We start from the raw sequence: 21,774 nt of genomic DNA on the forward strand, positions 1-21,774 counted from the left end.
GGCGCCCACGCCGTACCAATCCCCGCGCCGAGCAGACGCCGCACAAGCCCCCAACCGGTGCACGCGCCGTACCCCCTCCCCGCGGCCCCCTGCTCCCCGCCGCGTGGGACCCTGCGCCAGCCCTGCCCGTGCACGTGCGGCAACAAACCTTCGCCCGACCCACACGCCGTACTAGCCCCCGCCCCGTACAAACGCCGTACCACCCCCGCCGCGTGGGACGCTGCGCCAACCCTGCTCTGTGCCGACGCCGTACCAGCCCTCGCAGGCGCACACACGCCGTACCGGCCCCCACTCGACCCCACACCCCGTGCCAGCCCCTGCCTCGCGCAGCCGCCGTACCTATCCCCGCTCTTGCACACGCCGCACCTGTCCGAGCTGGTGCACATCGCCGTACCAGCGCCCGCCCCCGTGCCAACGCCGTACCAGCCCCGCCGCGTCGGACGGCGTACTACCCCCGCCGCGCACACGCCGTACCAACCTCGCCCGTGCAGACGCCGAACCTGTCCCGCCCGTTGCACGCGCCGTACCAAGGCCCGCCGCGTGGGACGCTGCGCCAGCCCTGCCCCTGCAAACCTCGTACCAGTTGCTTCACCCCGCGCGCACGCCGTACCAATCCCCACCTCGCGTGGGACGCCCTAGCAGCCCTCGCCCGGCACACGGCCGCGCCAGCCCCGCCCGGCACACGCCGTACCAACGCCCGCCCCGCGCACACGCCGTATTAGACCTCGCCCGTGCACATCGCCGTACCAGCGCCCGCCCCGTGCAGACGTCGCGCCAGCCCTGACCGGGCACACACGCACTACCAGTCCCCGCACGTGCACACGCGGCACCAAGCCCTGCACCGTGCACGCGCCGCACCAACCCACGCGCCGCGCCAGCCCCCGCCTGGCGCGCGCGTCGTGGTCCGCCCCGTGCACGCAAGCGCGCCACTCCCCGCCCCTGTGGGGAGTGGCGCGGGTGCGTTACTTGGTGATGGTTACCGAGGTTGCCGCGGAGGCGGTGTTCGCTGCTACTACGCGGAACTTGTTGACGCCGACGCGGCCGCTCTGGACCCAGACCGAGTAGGTGGACTTGCTGGTCACCTTGGTGGTGGCCGGGAAGTTGACCCACTTGCCGTTCTCGAGGCGCTGGACCTGGACGACGGTGTTCTTCGCGATGCCGCTGGTCTTGCCGGTGAACGAGACCTTGGCCCACGCCTTCGCGGTGGTCTTGTCCGACTTGATCGTGATCGACTTCGCGGCGACCGACGCACTGACCAGCGTGGTGTGCGTCGTGGCGGCGTTGGCCTGCAGGGCGCCGGCGATGCCGAGACCCCCACCGGCCAGTGCGAGACCGGCGACGACGGCAGCGGAACGGCGAATGAACTGAGTACGCATGATGTTCTGGTTTCCCCTCGTTTTGTTGGTGTTACGGAGGAGAAGACGCGATGGGGCAAGGAAAGGTTGAAGAGTTGTGTTACGACTGCGTCTCAGGTTCCGCGGGCAGGACGAGCCGCGCCAGCGCACCGCCGCCCGGCGCCTCGCCGAAGGTGAGCTCGGCGCCCAGAACCTTCGCGTGACCGGCGGCAATCGTCAGACCGAGACCGTGCCCGACACCGCGTTCGGCCATCCCGGACCGGAACCGACGCGGGCCCTCGGCAATCAACTCCTCCGGATAACCGTTGCCATGGTCAACCACCTCCACGGTCCGGCCGCTGACCGTCACCTCGACCGGCGGCTTCCCGTGCCGTAGTCCGTTGACGATCAGGTTGGCCAGGATCCGCTCGATCCGGCGTGAGTCGGTCGACACGGTCTGGTCCGGCCCGAGCAGGTGCACCATCACGCTGTCCGGCGCCAGCGCCTGCTGCATCCGCAACCGCGCAACGGCCGATCCGACGAACGCGCCGAGACCGACCAGTTCCAGGTCGGCCTGTTCGACACCCGAGTCGAACCGCGCGATCTCGAGCAGGTCCTCGACGAGACGCCGCAGTACCTTGGCCCGGTCGCGGACCAGCTCACTCGGCCGCCCCGGCGGCAGCAGCTCGGCCGCGGTCGTCAGCCCGGTCACCGGCGTACGAAGGTCATGGGCGACGTCCGCGGTGAACCGGCGCTCCGCCTCGAGCTGGCCCCGCAACGAGCTGGCCATGGTGTCGATCGCGGTCGCCAGCGACTGGACCTCATCCTTGCCCTTGCCAACGGCCCCTGCCGCCGACGCGTCCAGATCGCCGGCCGCGATCCGCCGCGCCGTCCCCGCCACGGCAACGATCCGCTTGGACAGGCTGCCGGCCAGGATCACGCTGACCAGGGCGACCAGCGCGACCGTGCCGATGCCGCCGAGCAGCAACGCCTGCTGCAGCGCCTTCATCGAGTCGTCGCTGGTCTCGTAGTCCTGCTCGATCGAGAGGATCTTGCCGTCCTTGACCGCGACCGCCGCCCACATCTTCGCGTGCGGCGACCCGGTCTTGAACGTGGCCCGCTTGCCCTCGAGCACGGCGTCGCGCAGCTGCGGCGGCAGCTCCGGATCGTCGACCTTCGCCCCGAACACCGGTACGTCGTTGGTGTCGTAGCTCTGCGCCGCGAGCTGGATCCGCTCGTCCGCGAAACTGCGCGTGCGGTCCAGCCGGGCCGACTGGGCCTGGGTGTAGACCGCGACGCACAGCACGAGGATCGCGAGCGCGGAGACCAGCAGGAAGATGAGACCGAGCTTGCCGCGCAGTCCCATCCACTAAGCCCTGAGTTTGTACCCGAAGCCGCGGACGGTTTCGATGCGGTCGGCACCGATCTTGGTCCGCAGCCGCTGCAGGTGTACGTCGACCAGCCGGCCGTCGCCGCCCCACTCGTAGTCCCAGACCCGTTGCAGCAGGGTCGATCGACTCAGCACCACGCCGGGGTTGTTGGCGAACTCGATCAGCAGCTTGAGCTCGGTCGGCGTCAGCTGCACGGTCGCGCCGCCGCGCCGTACCTCCAGCGCTTCCCGATCGAGCTCGAGGTCGCCGAACGACTCGACGCCGGAACCGGCCGCCGGTGCCGGGCGCTCCGGATCGGACACCGCACGCCGCATCACCGCCCGCAGCCGCGCCACCAGCACCTGGGTGTCGAAGGGTTTGGTCACATAGTCGTCGGCGCCTGCTTCCAGACCGAGTACGACGTCGAGCGCGTCACCGCGGGCAGAGACCATCACGATCGGGACCGTGCTGGTCTCCCGGACCCGTCGGCAGACCGAGATGCCGTCCAGCCCGGGCAGCATGATGTCGAGCATCACGACGTCCGGGTGGATCTTCTCGAATCGCTCGATCGCCTCCAGGCCGTCCTCGGCCGTGGTGACGTCGTAGCCGTGCCGTTCGAGGGTCAGTTGGGTCGCCTCACGGATCACCGCGTCGTCCTCGACCATGAGAATGCGCGCTGCCGGTTCTTCCGGTACCACCGAACTTCAGTCTCCCTACTGGTCCGTCGAGCTCACCTTGATCATCTGCCGACCGTTCCAACGGTAGACCTCGACCCGTCGGCCCGACGGGCAGCAGACCGGGTCGTTGATCGTAAAGATCTTCGACTCGACCACCAGGTCCCCTTCGGGGCTGGCGTTCACGGTCGGTTGCTCGACGTTCAGGTTCCAGATCGGTCGCGGGCCGGATGGCTCGATCGCGATCAGGAAGATACCGAAGACGAACTTCTCCAGGGTATGGATCAGGACGATCTGCTGAGGTGTACCGCTGTGCAATACATCAACGGTCTTACCCCTGCTGAGGCAACGCGAAATCACGGTGCAATTCGAAAGAACTGTCCGCGCGTAGCTGGACAGGTGCCGATCGGCGAGCAGTCTGACCCTGACTTTGGCCAGGTCGACGGCCACCTCGGGGGTCTTCTCCGGGTGCGGCTGAGTGGTGCCGAAGGCAACTGACGGCGTCGGGCTCGACGGCGGCGGGGACTCCGGGCCCTCGACCCGCAGTCCGCCGCCGTTCGCACAGGCGGACAGCGCCGCGGTCGCGACCACAGCCGCGACGGCAGGCAGCACGGTACGGCGCCACAGACCCATCGGGCGCCTCCTACCCTGCATCCAGTCCCCCCGCGAATTCAGCTAAGTACCTTCCATAGTGTCGGCCGGACGTCACATTCGACGGCCATGGACGTCGAATGGCCTCGACAGTTCTATTGCGGTTGGATCACAGCCTCACTCGGCAACGATCTTGCCCGGATTCAGCAGGTTCTGCGGGTCCAGCGCCTTCTTGATCGCCCGATGCACGTCGAGTGAGACCGGCCCTACTTCCTCGGCCAGCCAGGCGCGCTTGAGTACGCCGACGCCGTGTTCGCCGGTGATCGTGCCGCCGAGCTCGAGCCCGATCTCCATCACCCGGTCGAACGCCTGCTGCGCCCGCTCGGCCTGGTCCGGGTCGGTCTGGTCGAACACCACGGTCGGGTGCATGTTGCCGTCGCCGGCGTGCCCGAGGACGCCGATCGTGATGTCCAGCTCGGCCGACAGCTGCTCGAGCCGGCCGATGAACTCCGCCAGCCGCGACCGCGGTACGGCGACGTCGTCGATCATCGTCGTACCGAGTTCCTCCAGGGCCGTCAGCGCGACGCGACGGCCTTCGAGGAGCAGCTCGCCCTCGGCGTCGTCCTCGGCCTCGATGCACTCGAGCGCGCCGTTGTCGCGACAGAGCTTGGCGACCGTGGCGACGTCGGCGGCGCCTGCCTCGCCGCCCGCGTCGGACTGCGCGATCAGCATCGCGGCCGCCTCTTCGGGCAGGTCCATCCGCTTGTACTTGTTGACGGCCTGGATCGTCGTGCGGTCCATGATCTCCAGCAGGCTCAGCGACACACCGCTGCGAATGATCTCGAGGATCGCGTTACCGGCCTCGACGCCGGAGCCGAACAGCGCCGCCATCGTCTTCGGCTTGGCCGCCTGCGGCCGCAGCGCGAGGGTCGCCTCGGTGATGACGCCGAGCGTGCCTTCGCTGCCGACGATCAGCTTGGCGAGGTCGTACCCGGCGACGCCCTTGACCGTCTTCCGGCCGGTCCGCAGGATGCGTCCGTCCGCGAGCACGACCTCCAGCCCCAGCACGTAGTCCGTGGTCACGCCGTACTTGACGCAGCACAGGCCGCCCGAGTTCGTGGACAGGTTGCCGCCGATCGAGCAGAACTCCCAGCTGGACGGGTCCGGCGGGTAGAACAGGCCGTGCTCGGCCACGGCGCGCGAGAGTACGGCGTTGTAGACGCCCGGCTGGGTGACGACGTACCGATCGACCGGCTCGATGGCCAGGATCTTGTCCATCTTCTCCAGCGAGATGACGATGCACCCGTCCAACGCGTTGGCCGCGCCGGACAGCCCGGACCGCGCGCCCTGCGGCACGATCGGCACGCCGGCCGCGGCCGCGATCTGCACCGCCGCCTGGACGTGGGCGGTCTCCCGCGCCAGTACGACGGCAAGCGGCATTCCGGCCGGGCAGAACATCGCCCGGTCGTACCGGTAACTCTCCATCCGGTCCGGATCGGTGACCAACGCCTCGGGCGGCAGGGCCGCACGCAACTGCTCGACAACCTCACTCATACCGTCGAGCCTAATAACTACTGCGCGGTACCGTGCAGTAGTCCCAGTGTCCGGATCAGGACCTACGTCAGCGGGTGCGTTTGGTGGCGTTCTCCGAGATCTCCTCGTAGCCGCCGCCGTAGTTGTGGTACTCCCGGCCGATCGCGGCGAACGTGATGCCGCTGCCGCCCTTGATCTTCGGCGTCCGGCAGGTGCGCTGCCCCGCGATCACCGAGCCGTTGCCGCCGCTGCTGTCGCAGCTGAGCACCCGGCCGTTGTTGCCGCCGCCGTACTGCACCACGAAGGCGTTGGCCTTCGCATTGGCCACCACCGGCGACGCCATGCTGATCTCGGCCCAGTACTGCGAGCAGTTGTCGCGGACCAGCCGGACGGTGCCCCAACTAGGTGGTTTGTGGTCGCGCAGCATCGGCGCCGACGCGATGGATCTCGCACCTGAACAGGTGGCCGCTTCGGCCGCCTGGGCCGGCGCTGCGGCGGCGAAGGTGAGCACGCCGACTCCGGCCAGTCCTGCGGTGCTGAGCAGAATGCCCAGTGTCTTCATGACGAAACCCTTCCTGAGTGCACGCCCCGACGCCCACTCAGGAAGGCACACTACGCGAACGGAGCTTGCCCCAACAGTCATTCCGGTAATCGGACGGCGACACGCCGTGTTCAGTTGCATCCGGCAAGGTTCTCGGCGTCCGGTAACGCGGTTAACTGCCGCTGTCGCGCGGTCAGAGGTTGCCGCGTCGCTCTTGTTCGCGCTCGATCGCCTCGAACAGCGCCTTGAAGTTGCCCTTGCCGAAGCCGAGCGAGCCGTGCCGCTCGATCAGCTCGTAGAAGACCGTCGGGCGGTCCCCGATCGGGGCAGTGAAGATCTGCAGCAGGTAGCCGTCCTCGTCCCGGTCGACCAGGATGCCGCGGGACTGCAGCTCCTCGATCGGCACGCGGACGTTGCCGATCCGGGACCGCAGCTCCGGGTCCTCGTAGTACGAGTCGGGCGTGTTGAGGAACTCGACGCCGTTGGCCCGCATGATGTCGACCGTGCGCAGGATGTCGTTGGTGGCGAGCGCGATGTGCTGCGCGCCGGCGCCGTCGTAGAACTCGAGGAACTCGTCGATCTGCGACTTCTTCTTCGCCACCGCCGGCTCGTTCAGCGGGAACTTCACCCGGTGGTTGCCGTTGGCGACGACCTTGCTCATCAGCGCCGAGTAGTCGGTGGCGATGTCGTCGCCGATGAACTCGGCCATGTTCACGAAGCCCATGACTTTGTTGTAGAAGGCAACCCACTCGTCCATCTTGCCGAGCTCGACGTTGCCGACGACGTGGTCGACCGCCTGGAACAGCCGCTTCGGGTGCCCCTCCGGACGGGTGACCTGGGTGGTCGCGGCAACGAAGCCGGGCAGGTACGGGCCGTCGTACCGGCTCCGGTCGATCAGCGTGTGCCGGGTGTCGCCGTACGCCGCGATCGCCGCGCGCCGGATCGTGCCGTGCTCGTCGGTGACGTCGTTCGGCTCCTCGAGTACGACGGCGCCGACCTTGCGGGCGTGCTCGATGCACTTGTCCACGTCCGGGACCTCGAGGGCGAGGTCGGAGACGCCGTCGCCGTGCTTGCGGTGGTGCTCGAGCAGCGGGCTCTTCGGGCTCACGCCGCCGGAGATGACGAAGCGGCCGGAGCCGGACTTGAGCACGTAGTACTTGCTGTCCTTGCTGCCGGTCTCGGGGCCGGAGTACGCGACCAGGTCCATCCCGAACGCGAGCTGGTACCACTTCGCGGTCTGGGTGGCGTTGCCGACCACGAACACCACCGCGTCCATCGCGGTGACCGGGAACGGGTCGGTGCTCTCGTCGTACGGCACCAGGCCGACGAGCTGCTTGAGCTGGTCGAGGTCGAGATCGGCGTCGAGCTCTGCGGGGGTGAGGTCGGTGCTGGTCATCGGGGTCCTCCCGGGTCGGGTACGTGCACCGAGCCTCGCGGGATGGCGACAGATTGTGCAACAGTTTGTTATTCTGCTGGTCAGGTTGCACAGTATGCTGGCGACTTCGCTGGACTATTTGGTCAGGCTGACCATCCCCCGGAGGTGCCAGGTGTCGGTGGACGAGCTGGACGGCCGGATCCTGCGGTTGTTCGCGGCCGAGCCGCGGGTCGGAGTGCTCGAGGCGTCGCGGCGGCTCGGGGTCGCGCGGGGCACCGTGCAGGCGCGGCTGGACCGGTTGCAGCGTGACGGCGTGGTGCGCGGGTGGGGCCCGGACATCGACACGACCGCGATCGGCTACCCGGTGACGGCGTTCGCGACGTTGCAGATCGAGCAGGGTTCAGGTCATACGACGGTCGCGGAGGCGCTGGCGCGTATCCCCGAGGTACTCGAGGTCCACACGATCACCGGCGCCGAGGACCTGTGGTGCCGCATCGTCGCCCGCTCCAACGCAGACCTGCAACGCGTGATCGACCAGGTAGTCATCGTCCGAAGCATCCAACGAGCCTCCACCGTCATCGCTCTAGCCGAGCAGATCCCCCACCGGGTGCTCCCGCTGGTGGAAGCAGCCACCAAGAACTAGGCGAGGCGTTTGGCTACTTCTACTGCGGCTCGGGCTACTCGGGGGCCGACGAAGTCTCGGTCGAGTTTGCCGAGGACGACCACGCCGATCGAGGCTTCTACGCCCGGGACGCCGAGGACCGGGGAGGAGACGCCTTGGGCGCCTGCTTGGAGTTCGCCTGAGGTGACGACGAAGGGGCGGCCGGCGGGGTCGGGTTTGCGGCGGCCGGCCAGGATCGCTTTGCCGGCTGCGCCCTGGTCCAGCGCGTGCCGCGAACCCATCCGGTACGAGACGTGGAAGTCGGTCCAGCTGGGCTCGATGACCGCGATCGCGAGCGCCTCCTCACCGTCGGCGACGGTCAGGTGTGCGGTCGCGCCGGTGTCCTCGGCGAGCGAACGCAGTACCGGAAGGGCGGCGTCGCGCAGCGTCGGCTGCACGCGCCGGCTGTAGTGCAGTACGGCGAGACCGAGCCGGGCTCGTCCCTCGCTGTCCCGACGCACGAGCCGATGCAGCTCGAGCGTGTTCACCAGGCGATAGACGACCGTCCGGCTGACCCCGAGCGCGGCGGCCAGTTCGGTGATCGACAGACCGTCCGGAGCGTCCGCCAGCAACTCGAGGACTGTCAGTCCCCGGTCCAGCGTCTGCGAGGTCTCGGCGGGCACGTTGCAAGGGTATCCGTTATTCGGGCGCGGACCGATGGCCCCGTATCTTGCTGCCGTGCGAAATTACTGGTCGCTGCTCCCCGCCGTCCTCGTGGCCGTGGTGCTGATCCTGGTCTATGCCGTTCCGACCCTGATCAATCCGCAGTGGACGAGCTCGATCATGGCCCTGTTCCGCACCGCTCCGATCCCGGCCGACGCGACTCCCGAGGAGGCCCGGCGGGCGGCCGGCGTACTCGGCCCGCAGCAGCTGCGGAGCCGCCGGATGCTGGCGATCGCGCTGGTCGTCGGCGCGCTGATCCTGGTCGGTTTCAACATCTCGTTCAACCGTGAGGCGGTCGGCTGTTACAAGGCCGCGAAGGCTTTCGGCGCGACCGACGGCCCGGACATGAAGGACCCCTGCGTCGACATGGTGTTCGGCACGTTCCTCGGCGACGGCAAGGGCCCCAGCTCGGAGAAGAATCCGCAGCCCGTGCAGTACTACCAGCTGATCAAGGGCAAGAAGCCGCACTACCTGAAGTGGATCCAGAACGCCCCGAAGTACGACGAGTACGACATGGTGATCGGGACCGGCCTGTCGTGTGCCGGCGATCTGCGGGTGGACGAGCAGGACGACAAGGTGCTGGTGTTCGTCGACGTCGACAGCCCGTGCCCGCCGGACAGCAACGCCTCGCTGACGCCGTTCAAGCTGAAGAAGCCGTTGGGCGATCGCAAGATGGTGACCGTCGGCGACAAGCCGATGACCGAGATCAACCCGGACATGGACTCCTGGTTCACGGTCCTGAAGAAGCTCGCGACCGGCGGCTGAGCGGCGGATCAGCTGAGCGCGCGGGTCTGCGAGTCGTAGACCCGGAACGGGCGGTTCCGGGCTAGCAGGATCAGCAGGCCGGTGACGCAGACCGCGGCGCCGCCGAGCAGTGCGATCGTGGGGCTGGTCAGCGACGCCGTCGTACCGGCGACGAAGTCACCGAGCCGCGGCCCGCCGGCCACGACCACGATGAAGACCCCTTGCAGCCGCCCACGCATCGCGTCGGGAGCGGCCGACTGCAGCACGGTGTTCCGGTACGCCGAACTCACCATGTCGGCCGCACCCGACATCGCAAGCAGCGCCACCCCGAGCCAAATCGTCCGCGACAACCCGAACAGCCCGACCGCCGCGGCGTACGCCGTGATCGCCAGCACGATCGCGACACCCTGACGGCGTACCCGGGTCACCCAGCCGGAGAAGATCACGCCGATCAGTGCCCCGATCGCCGGCGCGGCCTGCAACAGCCCGACCGTCCGTACGCCGCCACCGAAGAACGCGCCGGCGACCGCTGGGAACAGCGCCCGCGGTTGCGCGAACACCATCGCGAGGATGTCCGCGAGGAAGGTCGCGAGCAGGGCCGGCGCGGCCCGCAGGAACGTGAAGCCCTCGAGCACCGACCGCAGCCCGGCCCGCCGGATCGCGCCGGTCGGCGGCACCGCCGGCAGCCGGAACAGCGCGTAGAGCGCCGCGGTGAACGTGATGACATCGACCAGGTACGCGGCCGCAAACCCGTGCCAGGCGATCACCGCCGCACCGAGCAACGGCCCGGCGGTGAAGCCCAGATTGAACGCGGCCTGGCTGAGCGTGTTCGCGGCCGGCAGCAACTCGGGGCGGATCAGCCGCGGGATGATCGCGGACCGCGCCGGGTTGTTGACCGCGAAGCACGCCGACTGACAGGCCACGACGGCGTACAGGACCCACACCTTGCCCCAGTCGAGATGCGACTGCAGCACCAGGACCATCGACAGCAGCCACAACCCGGCCGACGAGACCAGCGACAGGATCCGCCGGTCGATCGCGTCCGCCATCGCCCCGCCGTACAGCCCGAAGACGACCAGCGGGACCAGCGAGAACAACCCGACGAGACCGACCGAGAACGTCGAATGCGTGATCGCGTACACCTGGATCGACACCGTCACCGCGGTCATCTGCTGACCGAGCTGCGACACCGTCGAACCGATCCACAACCGCCGGAAATCGGCTGACTCACGCAACGGACGGATGTCGGTGAGCAGACGCACAACGACAACTTATGTCACGACGTGAAACATTAAACAGTCGGGAACATGTCGTGGTCGAGCGGTGCGCCGACGGTGAGGCCGAGGCCGTCGGTGACCACGTGGCCGGCGCCGGTGTAGGTGGCCTCGGCGTCGAAGTAGATGTTGACGTGCGCGATCCGCGGGTCGTCGGTGAGGTTCGGCGTCGCCGAGTGCGCGAGGTAGGCGTTGTGGAAGGTGCAGTCGCCGGCCTGGAGCGGAATCGTCAGCCGCTTCTCCCAGCGCAGATCGGGCGAGGCGCGGAACAGGTCGTCGCGGTCGGACAGGTCCTGGCTGCGCAGGTTCTGGTGGTCCTGCGAACCGGGGATGAACGTCATGCACCCGCGCTCGACCGGTACGTCGACCAGCGCGATCCACGCCGACAGCGAGGCCCGGGAACCGCCATGCGGCCAGTACGGCGCGTCCTGGTGGAACTCGGTCGCGGCGCCGTTGTGCGGCGGCTTGATCAGCAGCTGGTCGTGCCAGATCCGCAGCGGTACGCCGGCCAGCGCGGTCGCCGCCGCGGCCAGGCGCGGGTCGAGGGTGAGCTCCCGCAGTACGTCGTCGTCGCGCCAGACGTTGACGTACTGGTTGAAGATCTTCGACTCCTTGAACAGGTCGTCGGCGTTCGCGGTCGCGGCCACCGCGGCGTCGCGGAACCGGGCCGCTTCGTCCCGGCTGATGATGTTCTTGATCCGCACGACGCCGTCGCGGCGATAGGCGGAAATCGTCTCTTCGTCGAGGGTGAGCGGTGTCGTAGGCTCGGTCGTGGTCATCGCGACGCTCCTGGATTCCGTTGACTGGAAGGTGTTTCCAGCCTGGCCTCTCGTCGGTGTCGCGGACAGGCAGTGGTTGACCAGGACTTGACTGATCTTGACCTCCTGGAGGGTGGTCGTGCACAACGTGCTGAGCAGCGAGGTCTTCCCGGATCCGCGGCTTCCGGTCGCGGGCGAGCGGCTCGAGCTGGTCGCGGACGTCGCGGTCCACAGCCATGCCTTCTTCGAGATCGCGGTGGTGGTCGCCGGGCGGGGCGTGCATGTGTCGGCGGCCGGGGAGGTCGAGTTGGCGCCGGACTCGGTCGTCGTACTGCGGCCTGGTGAGTGGCACGGGTACGTCGACTGCGCCGGCTTGGTCGTCCGCAACGCCTACCTCGGACCGGACGTCTTCGGGCTCCTCTCCGGCGCCCTGGTGCCAGGCGGACCCGGCACCCGCGCGCCCGCTCACCCCGCCGTCCAGCACGCGATGCGCCTACTGGAGTCCGACCTTGCTGAGCCTTGGACGCTCGAGGAGCTCGGAGCCCGCGTCAACCTTGCTCCCGGCTACCTGATCCGTCTCTTCGGGAAGTCGGTCGGCATGTCCCCGATCGCGTACCTGAACCGCATCCGCGCCGAGCGCGCCGCCGGCCTCCTGATCGAAACCGAACTGCCGGTCGCGACCGTCGGCGCGCTGGTCGGCTGGCACGACCCGAGCCACGCGACAAGAAGATTCCGCTCAACATTCGGACTGAGCCCATCCCAGTACAGATCCGCTTTCAGACCGTAAGCCTCCCCATCCCTTCTTCTTTCCTTCCTTCTTCCATCCCAGTGCCGGTCCGCTTGCAACCCGTAAGCAAAGATGTGCCTATGACGTCGTTGCAAACGCCTGATCCGAATCCTGGGTGGCTGTCCGAGTTCGCGCTCGCCGAGACCCGTACGCGGGTCCCGATCCTGTACGTCGAGGCCGTGCCGGCCCGGGTCGACGCCCTCGGCCAGATCGAGCACATCGGGGTCCTGCTGCGGACCTCGGCCGCGACCGGCGAGATCATCCGCACGCTGGTCTCCGGCCGGGTGATGCACAACGAGTCGATCCGTGACGCGCTGCAGCGCAACATCGAGAAGGACCTCGGCCCGGCCGCGTTCCCCCGCTTGCCCGCGACGCTCGTCCCGGTCACTGTCGCGGAGTACTTCCCGTTCCCCGGCGTGACCCCGCTGCACGACCCGCGGCAGCACGCCGTCGCCCTCGTGTACGTCGTACCCGTGACCGGCGAGTGCAACCCGCGCCAGGATGCCCTCGAGCTGACCTGGCTCACCCCCGAGGAAGCCCTGGCGCCGAGCCTCCTGAACGACCTCGAGGGCGGCCGCGGTCAGCTCCTCAAGCAGGCGCTGGCCTGGTCCGGGGCCATCGTCTAACTCCGGGTCCTACCAGGCCAGTCGGCCCTCTTCGGCGTACACGTGACCGGTCGGACCGTCGGTGCCCAGCGTCGCCAGTCCGACCGCGACCGCGGCACCCTGCGCCGGCGTACGGGCCGCGGTCCAGCCACCCATGTCGGTGGCGCAGTTGCCGGGGTCGGCGGCGTTCACGAGGATGCCGGTGCCACGGAGTTCGTTGGCGAGCATGACCGTGACCATGTTCACGGCGGCCTTCGACGAGTTGTAGCCGAGCGTGAGCACGGTCGACATTCGCGATTCCGGATCCCCGACCTGCTCGAACGACGCCAGCGACGTCGACAGGTTCACGACCCGTGCCGCTTCCGCCTTGTGCAGCAGCGGCAGGAACGCTTGGGTGACCCCGACCAGCCCCAACACGTTCGTCTCGAACGCCTCGCGCAGTACGTCGGACGCGATCTGCGACACGGCGTCGTCGCGCTTCGGGATGATCGCGGCGTTGTTGATCAGCACATCCAATCGCCCGTACGACGCCTCGACCCGCTCGGCCGCGGCCCGTACGGACGCCTCGTCCGTGACCTCCAGCTGGATCCCGACCGCATCGAGGCCCTCGGCAACCAGTTCCTTGACCGCGAGCTCGCCGCGCGCGACGTCGCGTGACCCGAGCAGCACGGTGAACCCGGCCTGCCCGAGCTGCCGCGCGATCTCCTTGCCGATGCCCTTGTTGGCGCCCGTGACGAGCGCGATCTTGTTGGTGTTCATGCAATCCACGCTCCGGCGGATCGGGCTGTCCAGGCAGAGCGGGCCGACCCTGGGATCGGCAGTCCCTGGTTAGGCGTGAGCCACGACTGCGATCCTGGGATCGTGGATCGGAACGGACTGGCCGAGTTCCTTCGGGTACGCCGGGAAGCGCTGCAACCGGCCGATGTGGGCCTGCCCGCGGGCCTACGCCGCCGTACGCCGGGTCTGCGGCGGGAGGAGGTGGCGAGCCTCGCGACCATGTCGACGGACTACTACACCCGCCTCGAGCAGGGTCGCGGCCCGCGTCCGTCACGCCCTGTCCTGACCGGGCTGGCCCGCGCGCTGCGACTGTCCGACGACGAGCGCGCTCACCTGTTCCGGCTGGCCGGTGAGCAGCCCGGTCCGCCGCCGGGACCGCCGGCCGACGTACGTTCCGGCGTACTGCGGATGCTCGCGCGGCTCGACGTACCAGGGCTGGTGCTGGACGCGAAGTACGACGTCCTCGCGTGGAACCCGTTGGCCGCGGCGTTGATCACGGACTTCTCCGCGTTGCCGCCGCGGGAACGGAACCTGCTGCGGCTGCGGTTCCTGACCGATCGGCAGGCCCGGCTGTTCGGCGAGGAGGCGACGCGGGAGTTCGCCCGCGAGGTCGCGGCCGATCTGCGGGCCGCGACCTCGACGTACCCGGACGATCCGGAGCTCGCGCGGCTGGTGCGCGACCTGCTCGACGGCAGTCCGGAGTTCGCAGGGATCTGGGCCAGGCACGAGGTCGGGCGGCAGCAGTCGCTGTGCCAGACGATCTTCCATCCGCAGGTCGGCCGGATCGACGTGATCTGCGAGGTCCTCGTGGTCCCCGAGCGCGATCAGCGGGTCGTGCTGTACACGGCCGAGCCCGGATCGGAGTCCGACCAGGCGATCCGGCTGCTGGACGTGATCGGGATGCAGGAGTTGACAACCCGATCCTGATCAAGCGACTGTTTGATCCGTTGGTTTCCGACGGAGAGGTCCAGCTGATGCGTAAGTTACTTACTGCTCTGGTGGTGCTCGGCCTGCTCGCCGTACCGATCCGCGCGGCCGAGGCCGCGCCGGGGAAGCTGGTGTTCGCCGACGAGTTCGACGGTTCGGCGATCGACCGGACGAAGTGGGCGATCCACTCGAACGCGGAAGCCGACCAATGCCTCGGCAACAAGGGCAACCAGCAGCTCGAGTGGCATACCTGGGACGCGCTGTCGGTCGGCGACGGGAAGCTGACGATGACGGCCCGGAAGAACAACCCGGCGCCCGGGTATGAGTGGTCCGGCGCGCTGATCACGACCGGGCAGGCCTGCGGGCACGAGCCGGCACAGTCGTTCGCCGTACAGCCCGGCGACTACATCGAGACGCGGCTGAAACTCCCGGCGGACAAGGGTTTCTGGCCGTCGACCTGGACGTGGAACGGCAACGGGTCGAACGAGCAGGATACGTACGAGTTCTACAGCGACAACCACAACGCGCTGTACCTCACCAACCACCAGTCCCCCGGCGGCGCCTGCACGTACCAGTCGCCGACCGACCTCACCGCCGACTGGCACACGATCGCCGAGCAGGTCGGACCAGACCATACGGTTTGGTATGTCGACGGCAAGGAAGTCTGCCGCCAGGGCGCGTACTCCGGCACCGGCGACGCGCTGATCCTCGACCTGTTCGTCTACGGCAAGATCCCGCCGACCGTCACCGAGCAGTCGATGCAACTCGACTACGTCCGGGTCTACCGCCCGGAGTAACCCGAGCTGAGGCCCCGCACCCGGAAGGCGTGCGGGGCCTCGGGGACCGACGCTCGCGATCCCGGCCGGCTCCGCCTCGGCGCTGGCCGGCTCCGCCTCGGCGCTGGCCGGTTCAGCTCGGTTCTGGCCGGGTCAGGCTCGGCGTTGGGTGGCCCAGTCGCGGATCAGTTCGATCCGTTCCTTCAGCTGGATGGAGGAGGCGTGGGCGGCCGCGGGGCCGCCGAGTTTGCGTCTCAGGTCGTTGTGGATGACGCCGTGGGGCTGGCCGGTGCGGTGGTGCCAGGCGGCGACCAAGCCGTTCAGCTCGCGGCGCAGCAGGGCGATCTGCTCGTGGGTGGCGAGCTCGACGGGCGTCGGGTCCTCACGCTCCGGCACACCGGAGCCGCGTTGACCACGTTTCTGCGCCGCCAGCGACTTCTGCTGGCGCTTGTGCAGGAGCTCGCGCACCTGGTCCGGCTCCAGCAGACCGGGCAGACCGAGGAAGTCCAGCTCCTCGTCCGACGCCTGGTCACCGCCGGTCCCGTAGTCGCCGCCGTCGAACACCACCCGGTCGAAGCTCGCGTCCGACCCGAGCGCCTCGAAGGTCCCCTCGAGGTCGTCGCTGGCGCCCTCGGTCTGGTTCGCCTGCTTCAGCAGGTCGTCCTCGAGCGCGAAGATGTCCCCGTCCTCGTTGCTGTTCTTCCGGCCCAGGACGTGGTCGCGCTCGACCTCCATCTCGGCCGCGAACCCGAGCAGCCGGGTCACCGACGGCACGAACACCGACGCCGTCTCACCCCGCTTCCGCGCCCGCACGAACCGGCCGACCGCCTGCGCGAAGAACAGCGGCGTCGAGGTCGGCGTCGCGTAGACGCCGACCGCCAGCCGCGGCACGTCGACACCTTCGGACACCATCCGCACGGCGACCATCCAGCGCGATTCGCCCTCGGAGAACTTCTGGATCTTCTTGCTCGCCGCCTTCTCGTCGGACAGCACGACGGTCGGCGCCTCGCCGGTCAACTCCCGCAGCGTCTTCGCGTACGCACGGGCCGTGTTCTGGTCGCCCGAGATCACCAGCGCACCGGCGTCCGGCATGTGCCGCCGCACCTCGGTCAGCCGCTTGTCCGCGGCGGCCAGGACGGCCGGCATCCACTCGCCGGTCGGGTCCAGTGCGGTCCGCAACGCCTGCGCGGTCAGGTCCTTGGTCAGCGGCTCGCCCAGTCGCGCAGCGACCTCGTCACCGGCCTTGGTCCGCCAGCGCATCTCGCCGGAGTACGACATGAAGATCACCGGGCGGACGACGTGATCGCGCAGCGCATGACCGTACCCGTAGGTGTAGTCCGCCTTGCTGCGGGCGACCCCGTCGTGCGCCGTCTCGTAGGTGACGAACGGGATCGGGTTGTCGTCGCTGCGGAACGGCGTACCGGTCAGGCAGAGGCGGCGTGCCGCGGGCTCGAACGCCTCCCGGACACCCTCGCCCCAGCTGAGCGCGTCACCGCCGTGGTGCACCTCGTCGAGGATCACCAGAGTCTTGAACCGCTCGGTGCGAACCCGGAACGCCAGCGGGTTGACCGCGACCCCGGCATACGTCACCGCGACGCCCTGGAAGTCCTTGTTGGTCTTGCCGCGCCGCCCGGCGAACGCAGGGTCGATCGCGATCCCGGCCCGGTCCGCCGCCTCGGCCCACTGGACCTTGAGGTGCTCGGTCGGCGTGACCACGGTGATCCGCTCGATCACCCGCCGGTGCAGCAGCTCGGCGGCCACGGTCAGCGCGAACGTGGTCTTACCGGCGCCCGGCGTCGCCACCGCGAGGAAGTCCCGCGGGTTGGCGTCGAGATACAGCTTCAGCGCCTCGGACTGCCACGCACGCAGCTTGCTCGCGGTACCCCACGCCGCACGCTCCGGATACGCCGGGGGAAGGACGGCTGGCGCAGCGGGCAGATGCGAATCCACGGACGGCATACTCCCCCGATAGTCGACTGTCGGCCGTGCAGGAACGTTACCCGACGGACGTGACAACCGTCGTACGGCATGTCGGGGTACGGGCAGTCTGTGGATAAAGTTCCCGGATCGCCTGGCGGGACGTCCTACACTCGGGGGTATGAGTACTCAGCTGACCCCCGGCGCGGAGACGGTTGTCGACGAGCGGACCCAGCCGGCGCCGGCCGAGCCCGGCGACCACGAGCGGTTCTCGCACTACGTGCCGAAGGACAAGCTGACCGAGGCGATGGTGATGGGCACCCCGGTGGTGGCCCTGTGCGGCAAGGTGTGGGTGCCGAGCCGCGACCCGGAGCGCTTCCCGGTCTGCCCGGAGTGCAAGGAGATCTGGGACTCGCTGAACCCGGGCGACGACAAGGGCGGCGACGACGGCGAGTAGGCCGCGTCGAGTCACAGGTCAAGTCACAGGTCAGCTCATCGGTCGGCCCGGCGGCTAGTTCATCGACGGGTCGTCGGGGTACGTCGCCAGGTAGGCCATCTGGTCGTTCTGGCGGCGCAGCACCCGGCGCCACAGCGTGTCCGGCTCGTGGCCGAACACGTCCTCGGTGACCGACTCGACGACGTACCAGGCGCCCTCGGCGATCTCGCCCTCGAGCTGACCGCTGGACCAGCCGGCGTACCCGGCGAAGATCCGCATCCGGGTGATCGCGCCCTCGAGCAGCACCGGGGGTACGTCGAGGTCGACCAGCCCGATCCGGCCGAAGCACTCGCGCCAGCCGGGCGGGTCCGCGGACTCGACCACCTCGGCGACCGCGAGCGCGCTGTCGGTCCCGACCGGCCCGCCCATGAACAGCACACCGGGCTCGTCGACGGCGGTCGACCAGTCCGGCAGCACCTGGTTCACCGCGAGGTCGGCGGCACGGTTCACCACCACCCCCAGTGCACCGTCGTCGTCGTGGTCCAGCAACAGGATCACCGACCGGCGAAAGGGCGGTTCGTCGAGCAACGGGGTCGCCACCAGCAGCGATCCGGTCAGGGTCGAGACCGTCATACCTCCATCATGGCGTACGACGGCTCGCTCTGAACCCCAGCCAAGCACCGAGTGCGACTCCGGCCAGGTCGGCCAGCGCGTCCAGCGGGTCGCCGTCGCGCTGCGGCAGCAGCCAGTGCTGCACCAGTTCGCTGACGATCGCGTTCGCGGCCAGTGCTCCGAGCAACCATCGCGCCGGTACGCCGACCTTCAGCCCGGTGAACGCCACCGCCGCGAACAGGAAGCAGTGCGCGATCTTGTCGATCTGCGGGATCCCGACGTGCGGACCCGCCTCCCGCGGCGAGTAGACGCCGTACAGCTGCAGGGCCACCGCAGCGACGAACGCGATCCGCCAGAGCCAGACCGTCCGTCGCGTCTTCGTCTCGTCCGCTACCTGCACGGTCACGCCGGAGTGTCGTCCGGATAGTTCTCGTGCGCCGGGGCCTTGCCGCCGGCCGCGTCGCGGACGGCGTGGGCGACGCGCGTGTGCACCTCCGGGTGGAAGACGCTCGGCACGATGTACGTCGCGTTCAGCTCCTCGTCCGTGACGACGCCGGCGAGCGCCTTCGCGGCCGCCAGCTCCATGTCGACCGAGACCTTCGACGACTGCGCGTCGAGCAGACCGCGGAACACGCCCGGGAACACCAGCACGTTGTTGATCTGGTTCGGGTAGTCGCTGCGGCCGGTCGCGACGACCGCCGCGTGCTCACCGGCCTCGGCCGGGTCGACCTCGGGCACCGGGTTCGCCAGCGCGAACACGATCGAGTCCTCGTTCATCGTCGCAACGTCCGCGCCGGTGATCACGTTCGGCGCCGAGACCCCGATGAACACGTCGGCGCCGGCCAGTGCACCCTTCAGATCACCGCTGTACTTCGCCGCGTTGGTGTTCTCCGCGATCCAGCGCAGCTCCGGCGACAGGCCGTCGCGCTCGGTGTGGATGACGCCGTCGATATCGGCGACGCAGGTGTCCTTCACGCCCGCCGCGAGCAGCAGCTTGAGGATCGCCGTACCGGCCGCGCCGGCGCCGGACAGCACCACGCGCACGTTCGTGATGTCCTTGCCGACCACGCGCAACGCGTTGTACAGAGCAGCCAGTACGACGACCGCCGTACCGTGCTGGTCGTCGTGGAAGACCGGGATGTCGAGCTCCTCGCGCAGTCGCGCCTCGATCTCGAAGCAGCGCGGCGCGGAGATGTCCTCCAGGTTGATGCCGGCGAACCCGGGCGCGATCGCCTTCACGATCTGGACGATCGCATCCGGGTCCTGGGTGTCCAGGCACAGCGGCCAGGCGTCGATCCCGGCGAACCGCTTGAACAGCGCGGCCTTGCCCTCCATCACCGGCAGCGCGGCCTTCGGGCCGATGTTGCCGAGCCCCAGGACCGCGGAACCGTCGGTGACGACCGCGACGCTGTTGCGCTTGATCGTCAACCGGCGCGCGTCGTCGGGGTTGGCCGCGATCGCCAGGCAGACCCGCGCGACACCCGGCGTGTAGATCATCGACAGGTCGTCACGGTTGCGGATCGGGTGCTTGGCCTCCATCGAGATCTTGCCGCCGAGGTGCATCAGGAACGTCCGGTCCGAGACCCGGCCGATCTCGACGCCCGGCACGGCCCGCATCGCCTCGACCAGCCGGCCGGCGTGCTCGGTGTCGGCCGCGGCACAGGTCACGTCGATGCGCAGCCGCTCGTGGCCGGAGGCCGTCACGTCGAGCGCGGTGACCAGACCCCCGGCCTGCTCGACCGCGGTCGTCAGCTTGCTCACCGTCGAGCCACCCGCGGGCACCTCGAGGCGAACGGTGATGGAGTACGAAACACTCGGCAAGGCAGTCACGCGGGTGATCCTCTCACGCCACTGGTAATGCCCCGAGGTTACGTACGTAAAGTCCACGACAGGGGTCCGGGCGGCCCGCTAACTGCCTGACACGCTCACTTTCGCGAACAGCGGGCGACCGCTCGGCGGCATCACGAAGTTCTGCACCCGGGAGCGGACAGCAGCGTTGGAGGCGAGGTCGGCGGGGAAGATCCCGACGGCGTCGTCCCACAGGATCTGGCCGGCCTGCTGGTAGAGCTGCGGGCGTTGCGACTGGTCGACGGTGGAGCGGGCGTCGAGCAGCAGCTTGTCCAGCGCCGGGTTGCAGTAGCCATTCCGTTTGGCGGAGCAGACGTACAGCCGGGCCAGTGTGTAGTCCGCGTCGCCGGTGCCGGTGACGTTGGTCTGCAGGTTCATATCCCAATTGAGCTTGCCGAAGTCCTCCAGCCACTGGGCCCGTTCCTTCTCCAGCGGCTTGACCGTGACGCCGATCTTGGCCCAGTCCGAGATCATCGCCTGCGCCAGCGCACGGATGTTCGGCCCACCCTCGAGCGGCCACTGCATCGAGGTGGTGAACCCGTTCGGGTACCCGGCCTCGGCCAGCAACTGCTTCGCCTTCGCCGGGTCGTAGCTGTACGGCGACAGCTTCGGCGCACCGATCACGCCCTGGGCCAACGGTGCCTGCGCGACCGACGCGAGGTCACCGAACAGGTCCTTGACCGTCCCGTCCAGGTTGAGCGCGTGCCACATCGCCTGCCGGACCCGCTTGTCGTTGAACGGCTTCCGGTTGGAGTTGAACCAGTCGAAGTAGTACGTCCAGCTCGGCGTGGTGGAGTAGCTGATCGCGTCGCTGCCCTTGACCGATCCGACCTGGTCCGGCGGGATCTGCGTCAGTACGTCGACCTCGCCGTTCTCCAGCGCGGTGATCCGCCCGGCCACCTCGGGGATGTTGACGAACTCGAGCTTGGTCAGCTTCGGCGCCCCGTCCCAGTACGTCGGGTTCGCGGCCAGCTCGAGCTTCTCGTCCGGCTGGAACGACGTGACCGTGAACGGCCCGGTCCCGATCGGCTTGTTGAAGAACCCGTCGGTGTTGAGCTTGTCCGCCGGCCCGATGAACAGCAGCGTCAACGAACTGAGCAACGTGCCGAGCGGCTTGCTGGTCTTCACCGTCACGGTCTGGTCGTCGGTCGCGGTGAACGACGTCACCGTCGAGTACAGCGGCACGAGCGGACCGTCGAGCTTCTGGTGCCGCTGGTACGACGCGACCACGTCCTTCGCGCTGAACGGCGTACCGTCGGAGAACTTCACGCCGGAGCGGAGCTTGAAGATCCACGTGTTCGGGTCGGGGTTCTGCCACGAGGTCGCCAGTACCGGAACGATCTTGCCGTCGTCGACCCGGACCAGCGGTTCCATGATCTGCTGGATCGTGGTCTGGACGCTCTCCTCACCGGCGTACTTGTAGGTGTCCAGCGACACCGGGAACATGGCCGGCGCGTACCGCAGGACCTGGTCACCGCCACTGCTGCTCGGTTCGCTCGCGGGCGAGCAGGCGCTCAGCGCCGCCAGTGCGACGACCGCGACGGCCGCCGTGAATCGCTTCCTCAACACAG

At 68.7% G+C, this 21,774-nt stretch carries 23 protein-coding genes; 7 read left to right on the forward strand and 16 right to left on the reverse strand.

The features are described 5' to 3' along the window. Positions 1–962 precede the first annotated feature (962 nt). The 7 genes from ABT313_RS03055 to hppD form a co-directional block, all read right to left on the reverse strand. The gene (locus ABT313_RS03055; protein WP_350848049.1) at positions 963–1,376 is read right to left on the reverse strand and encodes a hypothetical protein; all 414 of its coding nucleotides are present in this window, start codon (positions 1,374–1,376) and stop codon (positions 963–965) included. A 79-nt stretch (positions 1,377–1,455) separates the two neighbouring features. Next, complete coding sequence (locus ABT313_RS03060) at positions 1,456–2,700, reverse strand: HAMP domain-containing sensor histidine kinase (protein WP_350848051.1); 1,245 nt, start codon at positions 2,698–2,700, stop codon at positions 1,456–1,458. 3 nt (positions 2,701–2,703) lie between these two features. Continuing rightward, a complete protein-coding gene (gene cseB, locus ABT313_RS03065) occupies positions 2,704–3,402 on the reverse strand; it encodes a two-component system response regulator CseB (protein WP_130444928.1) in 699 nt (232 codons plus the stop codon). A gap of 15 nt (positions 3,403–3,417) precedes the next feature. Then, a complete protein-coding gene (locus tag ABT313_RS03070) occupies positions 3,418–4,011 on the reverse strand; it encodes a hypothetical protein (RefSeq protein WP_350848053.1) in 594 nt (197 codons plus the stop codon). Between the two features lie 135 nt (positions 4,012–4,146). After that, positions 4,147–5,523 carry an FAD-binding oxidoreductase gene (locus ABT313_RS03075; RefSeq protein WP_350848054.1) on the reverse strand — a complete coding sequence of 459 codons (1,377 nt, stop codon included), beginning with the start codon at positions 5,521–5,523 and terminating at the stop codon, positions 4,147–4,149. Positions 5,524–5,590: 67 nt separating this feature from the next. Beyond that, positions 5,591–6,064, reverse strand: coding sequence for a hypothetical protein (locus tag ABT313_RS03080; RefSeq protein ID WP_137253222.1), 474 nt, complete (start codon positions 6,062–6,064; stop codon positions 5,591–5,593). 172 nt (positions 6,065–6,236) lie between these two features. Continuing rightward, positions 6,237–7,439, reverse strand: a complete 1,203-nt coding sequence (gene hppD / locus ABT313_RS03085; protein ID WP_350848056.1) for a 4-hydroxyphenylpyruvate dioxygenase — start codon at positions 7,437–7,439, stop codon at positions 6,237–6,239. Between the two features lie 94 nt (positions 7,440–7,533). On the opposite strand from hppD, the gene ABT313_RS03090 reads away from it, so the two are divergent. After that, positions 7,534–8,061 (forward strand): Lrp/AsnC family transcriptional regulator, encoded by a 528-nt coding sequence (locus tag ABT313_RS03090; RefSeq protein WP_350848058.1) that lies wholly within the window; start codon positions 7,534–7,536, stop codon positions 8,059–8,061. On the opposite strand, the gene ABT313_RS03095 is transcribed toward ABT313_RS03090, so the two are convergent. Then, entirely contained in the window at positions 8,058–8,702 is a 645-nt protein-coding gene (locus ABT313_RS03095; protein WP_130444922.1) for an IclR family transcriptional regulator, read from the reverse strand. The genes ABT313_RS03090 and ABT313_RS03095 overlap by 4 nt on opposite strands. A 55-nt stretch (positions 8,703–8,757) precedes the next feature. Here ABT313_RS03095 and ABT313_RS03100 point away from each other — a divergent pair, with 55 nt between their 5' ends. Beyond that, positions 8,758–9,507, forward strand: a complete 750-nt coding sequence (locus ABT313_RS03100) for a hypothetical protein (RefSeq protein ID WP_350848060.1) — start codon at positions 8,758–8,760, stop codon at positions 9,505–9,507. Between the two features lie 8 nt (positions 9,508–9,515). Here the strand turns inward: ABT313_RS03100 and ABT313_RS03105 are convergent, their stop codons facing one another. Then, a complete protein-coding gene (locus ABT313_RS03105; protein ID WP_350848061.1) occupies positions 9,516–10,748 on the reverse strand; it encodes an MFS transporter in 1,233 nt (410 codons plus the stop codon). A gap of 29 nt (positions 10,749–10,777) precedes the next feature. Then, positions 10,778–11,539 carry a phytanoyl-CoA dioxygenase family protein gene (locus tag ABT313_RS03110; protein WP_350848063.1) on the reverse strand — a complete coding sequence of 254 codons (762 nt, stop codon included), beginning with the start codon at positions 11,537–11,539 and terminating at the stop codon, positions 10,778–10,780. A 97-nt stretch (positions 11,540–11,636) separates the two neighbouring features. Here ABT313_RS03110 and ABT313_RS03115 point away from each other — a divergent pair, with 97 nt between their 5' ends. Both ABT313_RS03115 and ABT313_RS03120 read left to right on the forward strand, forming a co-directional pair. Next, complete coding sequence (locus tag ABT313_RS03115; RefSeq protein WP_350848064.1) at positions 11,637–12,305, forward strand: helix-turn-helix domain-containing protein; 669 nt, start codon at positions 11,637–11,639, stop codon at positions 12,303–12,305. 80 nt (positions 12,306–12,385) lie between these two features. Then, the gene (locus tag ABT313_RS03120) at positions 12,386–12,931 is read left to right on the forward strand and encodes an NUDIX hydrolase family protein (protein ID WP_350848065.1); all 546 of its coding nucleotides are present in this window, start codon (positions 12,386–12,388) and stop codon (positions 12,929–12,931) included. 9 nt (positions 12,932–12,940) lie between these two features. Here the strand turns inward: ABT313_RS03120 and ABT313_RS03125 are convergent, their stop codons facing one another. Continuing rightward, the gene (locus ABT313_RS03125; protein ID WP_350848067.1) at positions 12,941–13,669 is read right to left on the reverse strand and encodes an SDR family oxidoreductase; all 729 of its coding nucleotides are present in this window, start codon (positions 13,667–13,669) and stop codon (positions 12,941–12,943) included. A 102-nt stretch (positions 13,670–13,771) separates the two neighbouring features. Between ABT313_RS03125 and ABT313_RS03130 the strand changes: the two genes are divergently transcribed. Together ABT313_RS03130 and ABT313_RS03135 are read left to right on the forward strand one after the other, a co-directional pair. Then, a complete protein-coding gene (locus ABT313_RS03130; RefSeq protein WP_350848069.1) occupies positions 13,772–14,614 on the forward strand; it encodes a helix-turn-helix transcriptional regulator in 843 nt (280 codons plus the stop codon). A 47-nt stretch (positions 14,615–14,661) separates the two neighbouring features. After that, positions 14,662–15,411, forward strand: coding sequence for a glycoside hydrolase family 16 protein (locus ABT313_RS03135; RefSeq protein WP_350848071.1), 750 nt, complete (start codon positions 14,662–14,664; stop codon positions 15,409–15,411). A gap of 132 nt (positions 15,412–15,543) precedes the next feature. On the opposite strand, the gene ABT313_RS03140 is transcribed toward ABT313_RS03135, so the two are convergent. Beyond that, positions 15,544–17,340 carry a DEAD/DEAH box helicase gene (locus tag ABT313_RS03140; RefSeq protein WP_350848073.1) on the reverse strand — a complete coding sequence of 599 codons (1,797 nt, stop codon included), beginning with the start codon at positions 17,338–17,340 and terminating at the stop codon, positions 15,544–15,546. Between the two features lie 148 nt (positions 17,341–17,488). On the opposite strand from ABT313_RS03140, the gene ABT313_RS03145 reads away from it, so the two are divergent. Further along, on the forward strand, positions 17,489–17,764 hold the full coding sequence (locus ABT313_RS03145; protein WP_350848074.1) for a DUF3039 domain-containing protein: 276 nt from the start codon (positions 17,489–17,491) through the stop codon (positions 17,762–17,764). 54 nt (positions 17,765–17,818) lie between these two features. Here ABT313_RS03145 and ABT313_RS03150 read toward each other — a convergent pair whose 3' ends face one another. The 4 genes from ABT313_RS03150 to ABT313_RS03165 all read right to left on the reverse strand — a co-directional run bounded on the left by ABT313_RS03150 (position 17,819) and on the right by ABT313_RS03165 (position 21,772). Then, on the reverse strand, positions 17,819–18,376 hold the full coding sequence (locus ABT313_RS03150; RefSeq protein WP_350848076.1) for a YqgE/AlgH family protein: 558 nt from the start codon (positions 18,374–18,376) through the stop codon (positions 17,819–17,821). 7 nt (positions 18,377–18,383) lie between these two features. After that, the gene (locus tag ABT313_RS03155) at positions 18,384–18,761 is read right to left on the reverse strand and encodes a VanZ family protein (protein ID WP_350848078.1); all 378 of its coding nucleotides are present in this window, start codon (positions 18,759–18,761) and stop codon (positions 18,384–18,386) included. Next, the gene (locus ABT313_RS03160) at positions 18,758–20,185 is read right to left on the reverse strand and encodes an NAD-dependent malic enzyme (RefSeq protein WP_350848080.1); all 1,428 of its coding nucleotides are present in this window, start codon (positions 20,183–20,185) and stop codon (positions 18,758–18,760) included. The genes ABT313_RS03155 and ABT313_RS03160 overlap by 4 nt, the downstream gene beginning before the upstream one ends. A 78-nt stretch (positions 20,186–20,263) precedes the next feature. Continuing rightward, positions 20,264–21,772 (reverse strand): ABC transporter substrate-binding protein, encoded by a 1,509-nt coding sequence (locus ABT313_RS03165; protein ID WP_350848081.1) that lies wholly within the window; start codon positions 21,770–21,772, stop codon positions 20,264–20,266. Between the last annotated feature and the right edge of the window lie 2 nt (positions 21,773–21,774).

Source organism: Kribbella sp. NPDC000426 (assembly GCF_040300265.1).
Taxonomy (GTDB): Bacteria; Actinomycetota; Actinomycetes; order Propionibacteriales; family Kribbellaceae; genus Kribbella.